At 62.5% G+C, this 17,789-nt stretch carries 14 protein-coding genes and 2 tRNA genes; 7 read left to right on the forward strand and 9 right to left on the reverse strand.

Going from position 1 to position 17,789, the window contains the following annotated elements; all coding sequences use genetic code 11:
* Positions 1-74: 74 nt before the first annotated feature.
* Complete coding sequence (locus JMY29_RS03665; protein WP_374757515.1) at positions 75-1,697, reverse strand: ABC transporter substrate-binding protein; 1,623 nt, start codon at positions 1,695-1,697, stop codon at positions 75-77.
* Positions 1,698-2,029: 332 nt separating this feature from the next.
* On the opposite strand from JMY29_RS03665, the gene JMY29_RS03670 reads away from it, so the two are divergent.
* Positions 2,030-2,758 (forward strand): FadR/GntR family transcriptional regulator, encoded by a 729-nt coding sequence (locus JMY29_RS03670; RefSeq protein ID WP_018777949.1) that lies wholly within the window; start codon positions 2,030-2,032, stop codon positions 2,756-2,758.
* Positions 2,759-2,845: 87 nt separating this feature from the next.
* Here JMY29_RS03670 and JMY29_RS03675 read toward each other — a convergent pair whose 3' ends face one another.
* Positions 2,846-3,469 carry a TetR/AcrR family transcriptional regulator gene (locus JMY29_RS03675; protein WP_189076126.1) on the reverse strand — a complete coding sequence of 208 codons (624 nt, stop codon included), beginning with the start codon at positions 3,467-3,469 and terminating at the stop codon, positions 2,846-2,848.
* Between the two features lie 151 nt (positions 3,470-3,620).
* Here JMY29_RS03675 and JMY29_RS03680 point away from each other — a divergent pair, with 151 nt between their 5' ends.
* The 3 genes from JMY29_RS03680 to JMY29_RS03690 are packed head-to-tail and all read left to right on the forward strand — an operon-like array spanning position 3,621 to position 6,587.
* Positions 3,621-4,856: an MFS transporter gene (locus tag JMY29_RS03680; RefSeq protein WP_189076125.1), complete on the forward strand. Its 1,236-nt coding sequence runs from the start codon at positions 3,621-3,623 to the stop codon at positions 4,854-4,856.
* The gene (locus tag JMY29_RS03685; protein ID WP_189076124.1) at positions 4,849-5,634 is read left to right on the forward strand and encodes a cyclase family protein; all 786 of its coding nucleotides are present in this window, start codon (positions 4,849-4,851) and stop codon (positions 5,632-5,634) included. Before JMY29_RS03680 ends, JMY29_RS03685 begins: the two co-directional genes overlap by 8 nt.
* On the forward strand, positions 5,631-6,587 hold the full coding sequence (locus JMY29_RS03690; RefSeq protein ID WP_189076123.1) for a fumarylacetoacetate hydrolase family protein: 957 nt from the start codon (positions 5,631-5,633) through the stop codon (positions 6,585-6,587). Before JMY29_RS03685 ends, JMY29_RS03690 begins: the two co-directional genes overlap by 4 nt.
* A 136-nt stretch (positions 6,588-6,723) precedes the next feature.
* Here the strand turns inward: JMY29_RS03690 and JMY29_RS03695 are convergent.
* Positions 6,724-6,797, reverse strand: a tRNA-Arg gene (locus JMY29_RS03695).
* Between the two features lie 284 nt (positions 6,798-7,081).
* Between JMY29_RS03695 and JMY29_RS03700 the strand changes: the two genes are divergently transcribed.
* Positions 7,082-8,908 carry a phosphoenolpyruvate carboxykinase (GTP) gene (locus tag JMY29_RS03700; protein WP_018777944.1) on the forward strand — a complete coding sequence of 609 codons (1,827 nt, stop codon included), beginning with the start codon at positions 7,082-7,084 and terminating at the stop codon, positions 8,906-8,908.
* A gap of 129 nt (positions 8,909-9,037) precedes the next feature.
* On the opposite strand, the gene JMY29_RS03705 is transcribed toward JMY29_RS03700, so the two are convergent.
* The 5 genes from JMY29_RS03705 to JMY29_RS03725 all read right to left on the reverse strand — a co-directional run bounded on the left by JMY29_RS03705 (position 9,038) and on the right by JMY29_RS03725 (position 13,649).
* Positions 9,038-10,195: a globin domain-containing protein gene (locus JMY29_RS03705; protein ID WP_110505035.1), complete on the reverse strand. Its 1,158-nt coding sequence runs from the start codon at positions 10,193-10,195 to the stop codon at positions 9,038-9,040.
* Positions 10,196-10,354: 159 nt separating this feature from the next.
* Complete coding sequence (locus JMY29_RS03710) at positions 10,355-10,822, reverse strand: RrF2 family transcriptional regulator (protein ID WP_018777942.1); 468 nt, start codon at positions 10,820-10,822, stop codon at positions 10,355-10,357.
* 22 nt (positions 10,823-10,844) lie between these two features.
* A complete protein-coding gene (locus tag JMY29_RS03715) occupies positions 10,845-11,309 on the reverse strand; it encodes a hypothetical protein (protein WP_018777941.1) in 465 nt (154 codons plus the stop codon).
* Entirely contained in the window at positions 11,306-12,220 is a 915-nt protein-coding gene (locus JMY29_RS03720; protein WP_055973232.1) for a hypothetical protein, read from the reverse strand. The genes JMY29_RS03715 and JMY29_RS03720 overlap by 4 nt, the downstream gene beginning before the upstream one ends.
* Positions 12,221-12,230: 10 nt before the next feature.
* On the reverse strand, positions 12,231-13,649 hold the full coding sequence (locus tag JMY29_RS03725; protein ID WP_189076122.1) for a phosphomannomutase/phosphoglucomutase: 1,419 nt from the start codon (positions 13,647-13,649) through the stop codon (positions 12,231-12,233).
* 140 nt (positions 13,650-13,789) lie between these two features.
* On the opposite strand from JMY29_RS03725, the gene JMY29_RS03730 reads away from it, so the two are divergent.
* Together JMY29_RS03730 and JMY29_RS03735 are read left to right on the forward strand one after the other, a co-directional pair.
* A complete protein-coding gene (locus tag JMY29_RS03730) occupies positions 13,790-15,955 on the forward strand; it encodes a RecQ family ATP-dependent DNA helicase (protein ID WP_189076121.1) in 2,166 nt (721 codons plus the stop codon).
* 112 nt (positions 15,956-16,067) lie between these two features.
* A complete protein-coding gene (locus JMY29_RS03735; RefSeq protein ID WP_189076120.1) occupies positions 16,068-17,507 on the forward strand; it encodes an MFS transporter in 1,440 nt (479 codons plus the stop codon).
* A 135-nt stretch (positions 17,508-17,642) separates the two neighbouring features.
* Here the strand turns inward: JMY29_RS03735 and JMY29_RS03740 are convergent.
* Positions 17,643-17,730 (reverse strand) — tRNA-Ser (locus tag JMY29_RS03740).
* Positions 17,731-17,789: the final 59 nt, after the last annotated feature.

Genomic DNA, 17,789 nt, shown 5'->3' on the forward strand with positions numbered 1-17,789 from the left:
TGGTTGCGGGGCCTGCTCTGCGGGCTCTGTGGGGGTTTCAGGCCGCAGAGCAGGCCCCGCAACGCGAGGGGTGCTTAGGCCGTGCGTCCGACGTCGATGAAGGACAGGCCGGTGGTGGGCAGAGGCTGGAAGCCGTTGAGCTTCTTCTCGTCCCAGGCGCTGGGGAGCTGGCGGTGGAAGACCGGGTAGAGGGGAACTTCGTCCGAGACCATGTCCACGATTTCGCCCACGATCTTCTTGGCTGCATCACCGGAGGCCTGGGAGCCCTTGTCCATGAGGTCCTGGAGTTTGGTGCGCTCCGGGGTGGTCCAGAAGGCGCGCTTGTCCATCCAGGTTGCGCCGGAGTAGAACCAGCTCAGGAGGAGGTCCGCGTCGTTGCCGAAGACTGAGGGGTCGCCGGGTGCTGCGACCACGGAGTAGTCGCCCTTGCCCACGCGGTCGCTGTACAAAGCACCGGACTGGAGGCTCTTGACCGTCACCTTGACACCGGGGATCTTGTTCCAGGATTCGAGGATCAGCGGGGCCACATCCTTGACCCAGGCGGTGTCCGTGGTGAGCAGCTCGAATTCCAGGTTGGTCACGCCGGCCTGCTTCAGGAGGTCCGCGGCCTTGGAGGTATCAAAGCCATAGACGTTCTTGGCCTTGACGTAATCCGGGTGGCCTTCCTGGAAGTAGGACGTGGCTGCCTTGGCGTTGCCGAACAGTGCCTTCTTGATGATGGCTTCCTTGTCCAGGCCGTAGTGCAGGGCCTGGCGGACCAGCTTGTTGTCGAACGGTGCTTTGGCACAGTTGAACATGAGGAACAGCAGGCCGAAGGACTGGACGGATTCGACCTTCACCTTGGACTTCAAACCGTCGACATCCAGGTACGGAACGTCCTCGATTGCCTGGACGCGGCCGGACTGGACGGCGGTGACGCGTGCTGCTGCATCGGAAAGGAGAAGCCAGGTCATGCCCTTTGCCAGGGCGGGCTTGGGGCCGTTGTAGTCGGCAAATGCCTCGAAGACGATCTTGTCGTCCTTGACGGCGGAGACCAGCTTGTAGGGGCCCGAGCCCACCGGCTTGGCGTCGAAGGCCTTCAGGTCGGTGGCGAGGGCCTTGGGGACGATCTTCACTACGGAGATGCGTGGACCGAAGCCCGGGAAAGCGTACTTGAGCGTGAATTCAACCGTCTTCTCATCCAGCGGCTTCACGGCCTGGATGAAGGGGATGAACTGGGAGAAGAGGGACTTGTTCGCCGGGTCCATGACGCGGGTGAAGGAGAAGGCGACGTCTTCGGTGGTGACGGGGGAACCGTCGTGGAATTTCGCGCCGTCGCGGATGGTTACCTGGTAGGTGGTGTCGTTGACCTTCTTGGGGTCCGCTGCCGCCAGGGCGTTGTACGGCTGCCGGGTAGCCGGGTGAAGCTCGATGAGTCCTTCGAAGATGTGCAGGTTGGCTGCCATCGGGGTCGCACCCGAGGAGCTCAGGGGGTCGAAGCCTGTGGAGAGTGCATAGGAAATGCCTGCCTCGATGATGAGGTCCTTGTTCACTGCAGCTGTGTTCGTTGCGTTGCCGGTCGTGGTGCTGGCAGCGCCGCCGCACGCAGAAAGGGTTGCCGTGAAGGCGGCTGCTGCACCAACTGCGCCGCTCAGCTTCAGGAAGTTCCGGCGGCTGGCATCGTTGACCAGCGGCAGGCTTTGGATCGTCTTGCTCATAGGGTGCCTCACCATTCGAGTTTCGTGGGTTATCGGATGTAGGACGTCCGATGCTCGTATGGAAACTGTAAGGGCGGTCACAGCGGAACGTCAAGTGAGATTAAGCGGCCGGGGCGCAGTCCGCGCGCCTTGCGGTTATCCGGCTACGGCCGGTTCGTGGCGGAAATCTCAGGGATATCCGGGGAAATCGCACTCCACGTCTATCAGGGAGGTGGGACATCCGATATTGTATGTTGCGAGCTACTCATTCTGTGGTGAGCGCTAAGCTCGCCTCAATATTAACACCGCACCACTTCAAACCTTTGGGGCCGGTGCACGGCAAGGAGAAAGCCATGACAACTTCCGGTGTGGTTCCGCAGGCGCGGTTCAGCGCACAGGCCCGGCTGCGCGCATTGCAGTCGGACATTATGGAATTGATCCTTGAGCGCGAGCTTGAGGCCGGCGATCCCTTGCCCACGGAAAGCGAACTGTCGGTAGCCCTCGGTGTTGGGCGCAACACCCTCCGTGAGTCACTGAAGGTGCTCCAGGCGTTGGGCGTCATCGAAATCCGCCACGGGTTCGGGATGTTCGTCGCGCCGAGCAACTTCGACGCGCTCGCCGACGGGCTGACCTTCCGTGGCAGGCTCTCGCTGCGTCACCAGGGACTCGAAGCGCTGCAGTTGGTGGACGTACGCCAGGCCCTTGAGTCGGGACTGATTGGTTCCTCCATGGACGTGATGACCAAAGAGCAGTTGGCGTCCATCGAAGAATCGGTCAAGCAGATGGAGGAATTGGCGGGAGCCGGCGAGAACTTCGTTGCCGCCGACGCCGAGTTCCACCGACGCCTTTTCGAACCCCTCAACAACGAGCTCCTCATCAACCTCATGGGCGTCTTTTGGAAGGTCTACCGCAAGATCCACGTGGAGATCGGCCCGGGCAACGAGGACCTCGTCAAAACAGCAGCGATGCACCGCGACATCTACGCCGCCGTTGCCGCGGGGGACAAGGTAGCGGCCGCTGAGCTGCTCAACCGGCATTTCGATGGCATTCGCCGCCGCATCAGCGAGGCCGTCGGCGAGTAACGCACTCCACCCAAGGGCCGCCGTCGTACTTTCACCGGAAGTACGACGGCGGCCCTTGCCGTTAACGGCGCGGCTCAGCTTCGCGGGTCAGTGGCCGCGCCAGCCGGCGATGAGGACTGTCCGGAGGTAGTCGTAGCGGAAGTCGTTGATGTTCGGCAGCTCCGACAGGGAAGCGATGCGGTGGGGGAGCGCGGTGCCGGTCAGTGCGCCTACGCCGAACATATAGGCCCACTCGTGGAACCCCGGTGGTTTGTCCGGAAGGGCTTTGCGCATCACCTGGATGAAGTCCCTGGCCATGGGATCGAAGTATTCGGCAAGGATTCCGCGGTCGTGAGCTGACGGGTCCGAGGCCTCCCGAAGGACGAGGCGGGCGAACAGCTTTCCGTCCGCGGTTTCCTGCGCTTTCAGGGTCGGCATCAGGAAAGCGTCCACAATGCGTTCGACGGCGTCGGCCGCCGAAGCATCCACCGCGAGGACCTGCCGGCGGCGTTCCTCATTGAGGTACTGGTACCGGGCGAAGACGGCCCTGTAGAGCTCCAGCTTGGTGGCGAAATGGTAGATCACCAGGGGTGCCGTTGTGCCGGTTTCCTCCGCAACCGCCCGCATGGTGGTGCTTTCAAAGCCGCGGTTGGCGAACATTTCCACCGCGACATCCAAGATCTGCTCCCGGCGGCGGGTTCCGGCGGTATTTCCCTGTACTTCCGTGGACATGAGTCCCACCTTATCGGCCTCCTTGCTGGTCGGAGCTGTGAGCGTTGACACAAATTGAATGGGTGTATAAATTCTATTCCAGCAGAAACTGAACGGGTGTCAAAGTTCTCTTTCTGTTCCGGGCAACGATGCCCCCATCGAAAGGGATCCCATGAAACGTGGAACCAAGTGGTTCATCCTTGTTGGGTCGTTCATCATTTATCTGTTTGATGCACTGGAAATCGCAGTGCTGTCGTTCGCGCTGCCGGCCATCAGTGCCGAACTGAAGCTGACCCCGGTTGCCGGCGGCCTCCTGGCTACCGCCACGCTGCTTGGCATGGGTTGTTCCAGCGTCGTGACCGGGTGGGTGGCCGACAACCGCGGCCGCCGCATCGCGCTCATCGGCTCCATGGCGGTGTTCGTTGCCCTGACGTCGGCGCTCTTCGTGGTGCCGAACTATGGCGTGTTCGTCGCCCTCCGCTTCCTGGCCGGCATAGGCCTTGGCGGAGTCTGGTCAGTGCTGTCCACGTACATTGTGGAGACCTGGCCCGCCGAACAAAGGGGGCGGGCCGTGGCGTTCGTGCTGGCCGCCTACCCCTTGGGCGGGGCGGCCGCAGCGCTGATTGCAGGCGCTTTCATGCCCGATTGGCGGCTCCTTTTCCTGGTTACCGGTTTGTCGGCACTGCTGCCCTTGCTCATGGTTGTGTTCTTCTTCCCCGAATCCAGGGCCTGGCTGGAAGAACGCGCACGGCAACAGAAGGGCAACGTCACCGTCAAAGAACTCTTCACCGGTACTTATCGCCGCCGCACAGTCATCGCCACCGTGGTGGCAGTCTGCGCATTCGTAGGTTTCTACGGAGCCTCAACGTGGATGCCCAGCTACCTCTCCACCGAGCGGGGCCTCGATCCCCGGCAGGTCAGCCTCTTCATGACCGTCCTCAACCTGGGCATGTTTGCCGGCTACATAGTGTTCGGCTGGATCGCCGACCGGATTGGCAGGCGCAACGCCATCCTGCTCTCCCTGGCCGGCACCGGACTGTTGATGCCGCTGTACGGCCTGGTCACCAACCAGTCGGTCCTCTTGTGGATGGGACCGCTGTACGCCTTCTTCATGACCTTTGCCGGACTTTTTGGTTCGTACCTCGGGGAGCTGTACCCCACCAGGATCCGTACCACCGGCGCCGGTTTCTGCTTCAACATCGGACGCGGAGTGGCGGCGTTCGCACCCCTGGTGATGGGTGGGATTGCAGCCTCCTGGGGATTCTCCACCGGGCTGATCCTGTCCGGAGCAGTCTTCCTGGCCGGTGCTGCCCTCATGCTGCTCCTTCCCCATACCCACCGCGGCGCCTCCACGGACAACTCCCCAACCGACTTCCATTTTGAGAAGGAATCCATCAAGAATGCCTGACCTGATAGACCTTTCCGTCAGCCTCCGAGCCGGTATCGCCTCTGATCCACCCGGAATGACGCCGCATATTGACTACTACACCCACAAGGAAACGGCCAAGGACCTGGTGTCCTACTTTCCGGGGATGGGCGAAGAGGACCTTCCAGGGGAAGAAGGCTGGGCCATTGAGCGCATCAGTGCCACGACCCATACCGGTACACACCTGGATGCTCCGTATCATTACGCTTCCACCATGGACGGGGGAGCGCGCGCCATCACCATTGACGAGGTTCCCTTGGAGTGGTGCTTCGGCCGCGGGGTGAAACTGGACTTCCGTGGATTCGAAGACGGCTACGTTGCCACGGCCGCCGACGTCGAGGCCGAGCTTCACCGGATCGGGCACGAGCTGGTCCCGGGAGACATCGTGGTGGTCAACACCTCTGCCGGCACCCGGTACGGCTTTGACGATTACCTTTCCAAGGGTTGCGGGATGGGACGCGAAGCCACTCTCTTCCTTACCAGCCGGGGCGTCCGCGTCACCGGCACCGATGCCTGGAGTTGGGACGCCCCCTTCATCCACACCGCCAAGCGGTATGCGGAATCCGGCGATAACACGTTGATCTGGGAAGGCCACAAAGCCGGGATGGAGATCGGTTACTGCCACATCGAGAAACTGCACAATCTGGAAGCGCTCCCGGCCACCGGGTTCAACATTTCGTGCTTCCCGGTGAAGATCCACGGAGCCTCCGCCGGCTGGACCCGTGCTGTAGCCATTCTTGATTCCGGGGCGGCCGCGTGAAATTCTTCCGACTCCTCATTGACGGCGTACCGCGTCTTGGTCAAGCCGACGACGACTTGGTGTCAGGCCGCCTGTACCCGGCAGGGCTCGATGCCTTCGACGTGCTGGACCGCCCCTGGACAGCAACGGAGGGTGAACCCCTGGATTTCGCGGCGGTGGAACTGCTGCCTCCCGTCGTGGCTCCGACCATCCGGGACTTCATCACCTTCGAGCAGCACACCGTCGGAGCCCTGCGTTCAGTAGCCGCAGGGAAGGGCATTCCCTCCGCCTGGTATGACGCGCCGTCGTTCTATTTCACCAACCCGCACGCGGTGACCGGACACAACGCCACGGTCGCGATGGCTCCAGGTACCGGGCAATTCGACTTTGAGCTGGAGGTGGCGGCGGTCATTGGTGCGGACGGCTACAACCTCTCGGTGGAGGAAGCCGGCGAGCACATCGCCGGGTACATGATCCTGAACGACTGGTCCGCAAGGGATCTTCAGCGCGGCGAGATGACCGTGGGGCTGGGGCCGGCCAAGGGCAAGGACACCGCCACGTCCCTGGGCCCGGTCTTCGTGACCAAGGATGAACTCGCCGACGTTACTTCTGACGGCTTCTTGAATCTCTCCATGAGCGTTTCTGTCAATGGACGGGTTCTTGCCACGGATTCGCTGGCCAACATGGCGTGGACCTTCGCGGAGCTTGTGGCCTACGCCAGCAGGGGAACCTGGGTCCGTCGCGGTGACATCCTGGGATCCGGGACCAGCGGGGGCGGCTGCCTGGCTGAATTTTGGGGATGGTACGGGGCCATGACCCCGCCGCCGCTGGAACGAGGCGATGTTGTGAGCCTGACGGTGGAGGGTCTGGGTACTTTGACCAACCTTGTGGGCCGCGCGGCCCCTGTCCATGAGGTCCCCAAGGCCCGGCGGCGCGTGTACGCACCGCCGTTGCCGTTTATTCCGGACGCTTGAGCGGACGCCAAGGGCCGCCGTCGAATCTTCTGAAGAAGCCCGACGGCGGCCCTTGCGGTTTTCGGGACGGCTCGCCTGCCGCTGTTCCGGGCATAAAAAAGACCCGCACCGGCGAACCGGTGCGGGTCTTGATTTGTGCGCCCAAAGGGATTCGAACCCCTGACCTTCTGTTCCGTAGACAGACGCTCTATCCAGCTGAGCTATGGGCGCATTTCGCGTGATTCTCGGCGGTCTGTTTCTCTGACCCCCTCGAACCTCAATAAACTTTACAGAAGTTCATGTGAAGTTCCAAATCGAAAAGCTGTAATCTGCGCAACTAGACCGGTCTACGTGACCTTAGTCACTTAAAACGCCGCGTCCTCAATCCGAATCGTTGATTTTTAGGGGTTTTTACTTTTCGAGTAGGTGGATGTCCGATGTCTGACAGGGGAATGGTCTGGTCCGCGGCCCCTATCGTTTAGGACACACCACTGAACCCGAGGAAGGGAACCGCAATGGGCGATCTGGCGCGACTGCCGCTGCTTGAGAAGGCACCTACTACGCATGCACGCCTGCTGGCTTGGGTTGAGGAAGTTGCCGAGCTGACACAGCCGGACCGCATCCACTGGGTTGATGGCAGCGAAGCAGAAAACAAGAAGCTCACCGACGAACTCGTCGAGGCCGGCACGCTGAAGCGGCTCAACCCGGAAACGTTCCCGAATTCCTTCGCGGCGTTCTCCGACCCCGCTGACGTTGCCCGCGTGGAAGAGCAGACCTTCATCTGCTCCGAAAACGAACGCGACGCAGGCTTCACCAATAACTGGATGGCTCCGGCTGAGATGAAGCAGAAGCTGCGCGGCCTGTTCGCCGGCTCCATGCGTGGCCGCACCATGTACGTCATCCCGTTCGTCATGGGCCACCTTGACGCAGAGGACCCCAAATTCGGCGTCGAGATCACTGACTCCGCCTACGTCGTAGCGTCCATGCGCATCATGGCCCGCATCGGCACCGATGTCCTGGACCGCATTACCCAGACCGACGCATTCTTCGTTCCCGCCCTCCACTCGCTGGGCGCACCTCTGGAAGCCGGCCAGGCCGACGTCGCCTGGCCCTGCAACCCGGACAAATGGATCGTCCACTTCCCCGAAGAGCGCTCCATCTGGTCCTTCGGCTCCGGCTACGGCGGAAACGCCCTCCTCGGCAAGAAGTGCTACGCACTGCGCATCGCATCGGTCATGGCCCGCGATGAAGGCTGGCTCGCCGAGCACATGCTCATCCTGAAGCTGACCTCCCCCGAGCAGAAGACCTACTACGTCTCCGCTGCGTTCCCCTCCGCTTGCGGCAAAACCAACCTCGCCCTGCTGGATCCCACCATCAAGGGCTGGAAGGTCGAGACCCTCGGAGACGACATCACCTGGATGCGCTTCGGCAAGGAAGGCGAACTCCGCGCCGTCAACCCCGAGGCCGGCCTGTTCGGCGTCGCACCCGGCACCGGTTGGGGCACCAACCCCAACGCCATGCGCGCCATTGCCAAGGGCAACAGCATCTTCACCAACGTTGCCCTGACAGATGACGGAGGCGTCTGGTGGGAAGGTATGACCGAGGAAACTCCGGCGCACCTGACCGACTGGCGTGGCGAGTCCTGGACTCCGGACTCCGATACCCCGGCAGCGCACCCCAACTCCCGCTTCTGCACGCCGATCGACCAGATCGACATGCTGGCCGAAGAATACTTCAGCCCGGAAGGCGTGGAGCTGTCCGCGATCCTGTTCGGCGGCCGCCGCAAGACCACCATCCCCCTGGTGACCGAAGCCCGCAGCTGGTCCAACGGCATTTTCATGGGCTCCACGCTGTCCTCGGAAACCACTGCTGCTGCCGCCGGTGCCGTCGGCGTTGTGCGCCGCGATCCCATGGCCATGCTCCCGTTCATCGGCTACGACGCCGGCGATTACCTGAACCACTGGGTCAACCTGTCGGCCAAGGCAAACCCGGAGCGGCTGCCCAAGATCTTCCTGGTCAACTGGTTCCGTCGCACGGCCGAAGGCGGCTTCGCGTGGCCCGGCTTCGGGGACAACGCCCGTGTCCTCAAGTGGGCCATCGAGCGCCTCGAAGGCAAGGCCGACGCTGTGGAGACTCCGATCGGTTTCGTTCCGACCGGCGAATCCATCGATCTTGAGGGCCTGGACATGACCCCGGCCGAGGTTGAGGCCGCGGTTCGCGTCGATGCAGACGAGTGGGCAACCGAGCTGGCGTCCATCGAGGAATGGTTCGCTAACTTCGGCGAATCCCTCCCGGCGGCACTCCAGTCCGAGCTGGACGGACTCAAGACCCGTCTGGGCTAGACCTCTTAGGAACAACGGCGTTCTTAAGTGAACGACGACGGCCCGTCACCTTTCGTTGGAAAGGTGGCGGGCCGCCGTCGTGCTTGGTGCTGGAGTCCCTGGGCTGCAAGTTTCCCTGGCGCTCCGGCGTTAGTTTGCGAGCCAGACGTCCGGTCCAAAGACTTCGTAGTGGATCCGGGTGGCCGGAATCCCGGCGTCGATTGCTTCGTCGCGGATGGACTTCATGAAAGGGAGCGGGCCGCAGAGGTAAAGTGACGCGTCAGCCGGCAGGTCCATTTCGCGAAGGGACATAAATCCCTCCTTGGCTCCGGCGTGCGGCGTCTCCAGCCAGAGCTCGAGTTTGGCGTCGATCCTGGATGCGTCCTGGGTCATCTGGCCGCTGAGTGCCCAGTTGTCCATGGCCTTTTCGGCATGGAGCACGATGACCTCGCGATCCGTGCCGGATTCGGCGAGTGAACGCAGGATGGATGCGGTGGGAGTGCAGCCGATGCCTGCCGAGGCGAGAATCACCGGTCCCTCGCCATCCTTGAGGGTGATCTCACCATAGGGATTCGAGATTTCCAGGATGTCACCGGGTTCGACGTCGGCATGCAGGACGGTGGACACCTCACCGCCGTCGTTGAGCTTGGTGGTGAAAATCCGGCTGGTGCCGGCATCGCCGGACAGCGAATACTGACGGACCTGTCGGAGGCCGTCGGCGAGCGTCACTTTGACGCTGACGTACTGGCCCGGTTTGGCTTCGGTGACCGGGGTTTCATCCGCGGGTTCCAAGGTGAAAGTAATGGAATCCTTGCCCGCGGGTTCCTTTGCGACCACGCGCCACGGCATCCACATCCGGTCGTTTGCCTGGCTAGCGTAGAGGTCCTTCTCGAGCTTTATCAGGGCATCGGCCATGAGCCAGTAGACCTCGGTCCAGGCCTCGGCAATTTCCGGGGTAATGACGTCGGCCAGATCCGCCGCGATTGCTGCGAACAGGTGCTTGTAGACCACGTCGTACTGTTCCTCGGTGATGCCCAGGGAAGCGTGTTTGTGAGCGATGCGGGAGAGGACCTTCTCGGGCAGGGAGTCCGGGTTAGTAAGCAGGTGCGAGGCGAAAGCGGCGATGCTCCCGGCAAGTGCCTTCTGTTGTTCGCCTGAACGCTGGTTGGAGCGGCTGAACAGGCCGTCCAACAGTCCGGGGTGCGCGGTGAAGAGGCGGTTGTAGAAATCCGCGGTGATTTCGCCTATCCGGGATCCGACCAATGGCAGGGTGGCTTCAATGACGGGACGGGATTTTTCCGAGAGCATGGTTCTCCTGGCGGTTAAGGCCGGGCCTTCTGTCCGGCCGGATAAATACAGGCATTTGAAATGCTTGTATTTACTCCAAGTTCTACACTTCGTAGAAATGATGTGCAAATTATGAAGCGGGAGGCTCCGTGAAGGTCCCTTGCGCGGGGCTGTGGGCCGCTACTGCGCTGCAGGCATCCGGATCTCAGGCCGAAGCCCGATTGACTGGAACACCGGGTTCATCTGCCGGGCGTGGGGAAGGGATGAGATGACCACCGCATCGAGCTCACGGTAGAACGCCTCCCTGGCGCGCGTCATGGCGTGACGGAGTCCGCACTCGGTGATGAGGGGGCAGTTCTTGGTGGGGGACTGGCACTCTGCCGGGTCCTGCCGGCTGTCCAAATGGCGCAGCACCTCGCCCACAGTGGCTTTCCGCCCGGCTTCGTTCAACCGGGACCCACCCAGCCGGCCTCGTTCGACGTCGATCAGCCCCAGTGAACGCAAACGGACCATGGCCTTGCTGACGTGGTTGTACGGAGTTCCAACAGCATCTGCCACTGCCTGGGTGGTCAGCAGTGCACCCTCGGGAGCTGCGGCCAACACCATGATGGCCCGAAGGCTCACATCTGCGAAGGCGTTGATTTTCATGGAATCAGTCTAGATCGTAGGTCTAGTCCACCCAGATGGATGGCTCGTGGGTGTCCGGTTCCATGGCAGCGAAGGTAAATCCCTCAGCTCCCGGGACATACGGAATGATGGCGGCCAGGACAGCACCATCACGGTGCTCCGCCGCGCCGTGAATGCCGTCTGAACCATGTTCGGGCAAACTGACATCGCTGACGATGGCAACCGCGCGGTATTCATCCCGGCCTTGGCGTAAGAGTTCGTGAAGATCGGTCAGCATCTGACCGGCATCTACCTGGCCATCCTCGTCAGGTTCCCCGGGAGTCACCATGACGATCCGGAGTTCGCCATCACTCCCGAGCGTGATGCCGAAGGGGAAGAAGCCGCCATTCTGTTGGAGATGCTCCTGGGCGGTCCCGAGGCCAGTGCCCAGGGTTTCCCGGAGCTCGCGGTCCTGGGCTGATTCTTCCGATTCTTCCGGCAGGGTGCTGCCGTTTGGTTGTTCACTCATACTGACCACACCTGGGCCTGTGCGGGAACCACCGCTGACTCGCCGAAGGCGACCGTGCCGGATTCGCCGTCCAGCTCATAAGGCTTGACGATGTGCATTGACAACCCTTCGGAATGCTCGATGTGCAGTCTGACGGCGTCCAAAACACCGCCCTCCTCGAGCTTGATGCTGACGTCAGCCACGATGCAGGTTCCGCGCAGTGTGTCTTTCTCCAGCCGAAAGCCTTCGGTCATTAACTGGATTGCTTCGGAGGAATCCAGTTCGTCATCCTCGTTGGGCTCCAAGTAGGCCATGCGGTGCGCTACCTCGCCGGAGAGATCGGTGCTTGCGCCGTATGGGGCCAGGACGCCGTTCCTGGACAGCTGATCCTCGGCGAACGGAACTGCGACACCCACAAGCTTGAAAACATCCTGGATGGCCTGCTCCGAAAGTCCTTGGTGCCACCATTCCTCCGCGGGTGAGGCCGTTTCGCCATTCCACAGGTGGGCAGCCTGGGCCTCGACCCGGGGTTCGCTGAATGTGGGGTGCTTCAGGAATTTCTTGCGGGTGAAGTCCACCCGGATGAGCTGGGCAATGCCACTGCGGTGTTCGGCCCAGAGGTGGAGCGTGTCCTCATTCTTGCCCGACTCCGGATCCAATACAGCGACCATCGCGAAGAGGTTTTCGGCATAGCCCGAAAAGAGATCGACGGTCAGCTTAACGGACACCTCCGGGTCCGAGGGCATGGTCCCCCGGATTTCCTGGGGGACCTCGCCGCGGTGGACGGCGCCCTCAGCGTCGAGCATGAAGACGAACGGGGCGAAGCTCTTGTTGAGGACCAATTGAGCGTCGGCCAGTTTCAAGGCCTCGGCCACGACAGCGGCCAATTCGGATTCGGGAGAGGTCCGTTCCTCGGGCGAAAGCTGCGTCACGGCTGTAAGCCTAGCCGCGTACCAGCGCCAGGACGCGGTCGCGGATCTTCTCCATGGTGGGCTGGTCCTTGGCCTCGGCGTTCAACCGCAGGAAGGGCTCGGTGTTGGACGGGCGGAGGTTGAACCACCAGCTGCCGTCCTTCGCGGTGAAGGTGCTGCCGTCCATGTGGTCGATCTCGATGTCTTCGCTTTCAAAGTCGACGCGGACACGCTCTACGGCGCCGGCTTTGTCTTCGATCTCGGAGTTGATTTCGCCCGACGAAACGTAGGGTTCGTATTGGCGGCCGAGTTCGGAGAGCGGGCCGTCCTGCTCTCCGAGGGCAGCGAGTACGTGCATGGCTGCGAGCATGCCGGTGTCTGCGTTCCAGAAGTCCCTGAAGTAGAAGTGCGCGGAGTGCTCCCCGCCGAACACCGCTCCTTCTTCCGCCATGACTGCCTTGATGAAGGAGTGCCCCACACGCGTCCGGACGGCACGGCCGCCATCCTTTGCCACGAGCTCGGGAACGGCCTTTGAGGTCAGGAGATTGTGGATGATGACTGGAGTTTCTTCCCCGGCCTTCCGTGCCCGGGCGATCTCGCGGCGGGCAACCATGCCGGTAATGGCCGACGGGGACACGGGCTCGCCCTTTTCGTCGATCACGAAGCAGCGGTCGGCGTCGCCGTCGAACGCCAGGCCGATGTCCGCGCCGTGCTTGACGACCGCCGCCTGGAGGTCGCGGAGGTTTTCCGGTTCCAGCGGGTTGGCGGGGTGGTTCGGGAAGGAACCGTCCAGTTCGAAGTAGAGCGGGATGATCTCGAAGGGCAGGGCCGGGAGCAACTTGTCTCCCAGGACGGCAGGGGTGGTGAGGCCGGCCATGCCGTTGCCGGCGTCGACCACGATCTTCAGCGGCCGGGAACCGGAAAGGTCCACCAGCTTGCGCAGGTACTCGGAGTAGTCCTTCAAGACATCATGGACACCGATCTCGCCGCGCGTCGCTGCGGAAGGGATGGTGCCTGCGTTCAGATACTGCTCCGCGAGCGCCTGGATCTCTTTCAATCCGCTTTCGGAGGAAATGGGTTGGGCGCCGGCCTTGGCCATCTTGATGCCGTTGTATTCGGCGGGGTTGTGGCTGGCGGTGAACGTGGCGCCGGCTGCATTCAGGGCGCCGCATGCGTAGTAGAGCTCATCGGTGGAGATCAGGTCCAGGAGTTGTACACTGGCCCCACGCGTGGCCGCGCCGTTGGCGAAGGCCTGGCTGAACTCCGGTGACGAAGGACGCATGTCGCCACCGACCAGGACAGTTTCGCCCTCAAGGCCCAGGACGTCGATGAAGGCAGCGCCGACTGCCTCGACGATTTCAGACGTGATGGATTCACCCACGATCCCCCGGACGTCGTACGCCTTGAAGGATGCCGAGAGGTCGAATGTCTTGTTCTGCTCGCTAGTCACGGGCTCAATCCTACTGTGGCTACCCAGCACGGCATGAACCGGGGGCCTCCCCATGTGGATAGCAGTCATCCACTGGCTGTTTATCCACATAGCTGATCTGCTCCGGTCTTGCTGTCAGGGGCGACTGGAATACTGGGGTCATGGCCAACAACTCCCCAAACACTGCCGCTCCCGTGCAATCGACAACCCAGCAGGAGGCGCTGGCTTGCCTTCGCGAACTTGTAGGCCACCCTGAGGCGCAGTTCCACGATGGCCAGTTCGAAGCGATCGAGGCTTTGGTGGATGCCGGCCGAAGGGCGCTCGTGGTCCAGCGCACCGGCTGGGGAAAGTCCGCCGTCTACTTCGTTTCATCCTTGCTCTTGCGCCGCAGGGGAGCCGGACCGACCCTGATCGTCTCACCCCTGCTGGCGCTCATGCGTGACCAGGTGGCCGCCGCTGCGCGTGCAGGTGTCCGTGCTGTGGCCATCAATTCCGCCAACGCCCTTGAATGGGACACAGTCCTGGCCCAGTTGGCGGCAGACGAGGTCGACGTTCTCCTCGTGTCTCCCGAGCGCCTGACCAATCCGTCCTTCCGGGAGAACCAGCTTCCGGAGCTTATCCGGAGGACAGGGCTTCTAGTGATCGACGAAGCCCACTGTATTTCCGACTGGGGACACGACTTCCGGCCCGATTACCGCCGCATCTCCGACCTCATCGCCCAGTTGCCGGAGACCGTTCCAGTCCTGGCAACCACTGCTACTGCCAACTCCAGGGTGGTCCATGACATTGAAGAGCAGCTCGGCGCAGGAGTGCTGACCATCCGCGGGGGCTTGGGGCGGGAGTCGCTGCGTCTTGGGGTCCTTAATCTCTCCGACTCCAAGGACCGGCTGGGCTGGCTGCTGACCCACCTTGCAGACATGCCGGGGAGCGGCATCATTTATACGCTCACCGTCTCTGCGGCCGAGGACACTGCGCGGTTGCTTGCCGGAGCCGGACACAACGTGCTCTCTTACACAGGCAGGACCGATCCCGCTGACCGGGAGCGGGCAGAGCAACTGCTCAAGGACAATCAGGTGAAGGCGCTGGTGGCAACCTCTGCCCTGGGCATGGGCTTCGACAAACCCGACCTCGGCTTCGTGATCCACCTTGGGGCGCCATCATCACCGGTCGCCTACTACCAGCAAGTCGGCCGCGCGGGCCGTGGCGCCGCCAATGCCGATGTACTGCTCCTTCCTGGGTCGGAAGACCGCGAGATCTGGCAATACTTCGCTACAGCATCCATGCCGTCCGAGGAGAAGGCAGCTGCCGTGCTGGCTGTCCTCGGCGATGCCGGCACAGCCATGTCCACCGTCGCATTGGAAGCCCGCGTGGACCTTCGCCGGACGCCACTGGAATTGCTCTTGAAGGTTTTGGCGGTGGATGGCGCCGTCGAGCGCGTTGGCGGCGGTTGGCGGTCAACCGGCCGGCCATGGAATTACGACGCCGAACGCTATGCGCGCATTGCCGAGGCGCGGGTGGATGAGCAGGATTCCATGGTGGTCTACCAGGACACGGCCGGTTGCCGGATGGAGTACATCACCTCGGTGCTTGATGATGAAACTGCTGCCGCCTGTGGACGTTGTGACAACTGTGCGGGCCGATGGTTCCCTGTGGATGTGGCGGACTCGGCGGTGGAGGCGGCAGATCAGACTCTTCGCCGGGCAGGAATCGCAATAGAGCCGCGCCTTCAATGGCCCAGCGGAATGGACCGGCTCGGTGTTGCCGTCAAGGGAAAGATCAAACCCGACGAAAGCGTTGCAGAGGGACGTGTCCTGGCCAGGCTGACAGACCTTGGCTGGGGCGGCGCCCTCCGTGAACTGTTTGCTGCCGGTGCGCCGGACCGGGCCGTAGATCAGGGGATGCTGCAGGCATGCGTGCAGGTCCTGAGGGAGTGGTCAGGCGCCGAGGGCGGAACGCCGTGGAGCGGCGTCGGACGCCCGGTGGCCGTCGTCAGCATCCCGTCGCGAAGCAAACCGCAACTAGTGGATTCGCTGGCCCAGGGGATAGCCGGAATAGGCAGAATGCCGTACTTGGGGCAGCTGCAGCCGGCTCACGGTGGTCCAACCGGCGCGCGTGGCGGCAATAGCGCCTACAGGCTCGCCGGCGTGTGGGACCGGCTGGTGGTCGGGCCTGAACTTGCCCAGGCTCTTGCCGATATTGGGAGCCAGCCTGTGTTGTTGGTGGACGATCTGGTCGACAGTCGCTGGACGATGACGGTATCGGCACGGGCTTTGCGGCAGGCAGGCGCAGCAGCGGTCCTCCCACTTGCATTGGCGCAAGCGGGGTAGCGGAAGGTAGGAAAGCGTCATTTTGTGATCGCTCCCACATCAGGTCTATAGGATCGAGGAAACGCCCCCTGCTGCCTTCGTGGAGCACCAGCGACGAACTTGGACCGGAGCCATGACCACAAGACCCAGCGCAGGCATCGAAGAAGCCAGCGAGACCAGTTGGCGCCCCCGCTTGGCCTTGTTGGTGGCCGCGACGTTTTTCATGGAGTTCCTTGACGGGACTATCCTGACCACCGCTATTCCGAGCATTGCGTCCGACTTCCGAGTCGCACCGGCCGACATCAACATCACCATGACGGCCTACTTGGTGACGGTCGCGATGGGAATCCCACTGAGCAGTTGGCTCGCTGAACGGTTCGGCGCTCGCCGGATCTTCTGCCTGGCCATAGCCGTTTTCACCATTGCTTCCCTGCTCTGCGCCGTGAGCACCGACCTGACCATGCTCACACTCAGCCGGGTGGCCCAAGGGATGGGCGGGGCCATGATGGTTCCTGTCGGGACACTGGTGGTCCTGCGGGGTACGCCGAAATCCGAGCTCCTTCGGGCAACGGCCTATCTGGTCTGGCCCGGGCTCCTCGCACCGGTACTTGCGCCGATGGTCGGTGGCGCCCTCACAACGTTCCTTTCCTGGCATTGGATCTTCCTCATCAACATCCCGCTGGGCCTGGCAGCCTTCATCGCTGCACTTCGGCTGGTGCCTCGGACGCAATTCGATGGAAAGCGCCGCCTTGACTGGTTCGGGCTGATGCTGACCACCCTTGGCGTCGGGGCGTTGGTGGTGGGGCTGGAAACCTTGGGCGGCCACGCATCCAATGTCCTCGCTGTAGTGGTGGTAACCGCCGGAGTGCTGTCCTTGGCAGGGGCGGTCTGGTGGATGGGGAAAGCGAAAGTACCACTGTTCAACCTCAGCGTCTTCGGTACCAGGACTTTCCGGGCGACCTCAACCGGTGGCTTCATCTACCGGCTGACCATCAGTTCGGTCCCCTTCTTGTTGCCCCTGATGTTCCAGGCTGGATTCGGCTGGGACCCGCTGAAGGCCGGCGTCATGGTGGCGGCAGTCTTCGTCGGCAATATCGGGATCAAACCTGCCACCACGCCACTGATCAGGCGCTTCGGGTTCAAAGCCGTGCTTGTCTTCGCGTCGTTCGCTTCCGCCGTAACGTTCGCTTTGTGCGCGTTCCTTGACGCCCAAACACCGGAACCGCTGATTTTCGCTTTGCTGCTGTTCAGCGGCGCCTTCCGCTCCATTGGTTTTTCCGCCTACGCTTCGGTGCAATATGCGGACATCGTCCCGGGGCAGCTGCCCTCGGCCAACGCCATCTCGGCAACCCTCGTTCAGTTGGCAGCTGCGGCCGGGATCGCGGTGGGAGCTTTGTTCCTGCGCCTCTTCGAAGCCACGGGTCTTTTCGGGACGGACCAGGTGGGGGCATACAAGGGTGCTTTCATCGCCATGGCCGTCCTGATGCTCATCAGTACGGTGGACAGCCTGACCCTCCACCGTCACGCAGGAGCCGAGGTCAGCGGTACCTCAGCCGGGGCAAAGCGCGCCTGAACCCTGCCGGCGGGCGTCCCGGCTTGGTCGCTGGCGCTGACACTGGCGCTGCCACGGCCGCCGCCACGGGCGCTGCCACGGCCATTGGCTCGCTTAAACGCAAAAGGCCCCGGTTCGAAAACCGGGGCCTGTTCGCGGAGACGGGGGGATTTGAACCCCCGGTGGAGTTGTGCCCCACACTTCATTAGCAGTGAAGCCCATTCGGCCGCTCTGGCACGTCTCCCTTTGCTATTGCTAGCCCACCAAGGATACGCAGAACCTGCCGTCCAGCGCAAAACACGC

This window comes from Paenarthrobacter nicotinovorans (genome assembly GCF_021919345.1).
Taxonomy (GTDB): Bacteria; Actinomycetota; Actinomycetes; order Actinomycetales; family Micrococcaceae; genus Arthrobacter; species Arthrobacter nicotinovorans.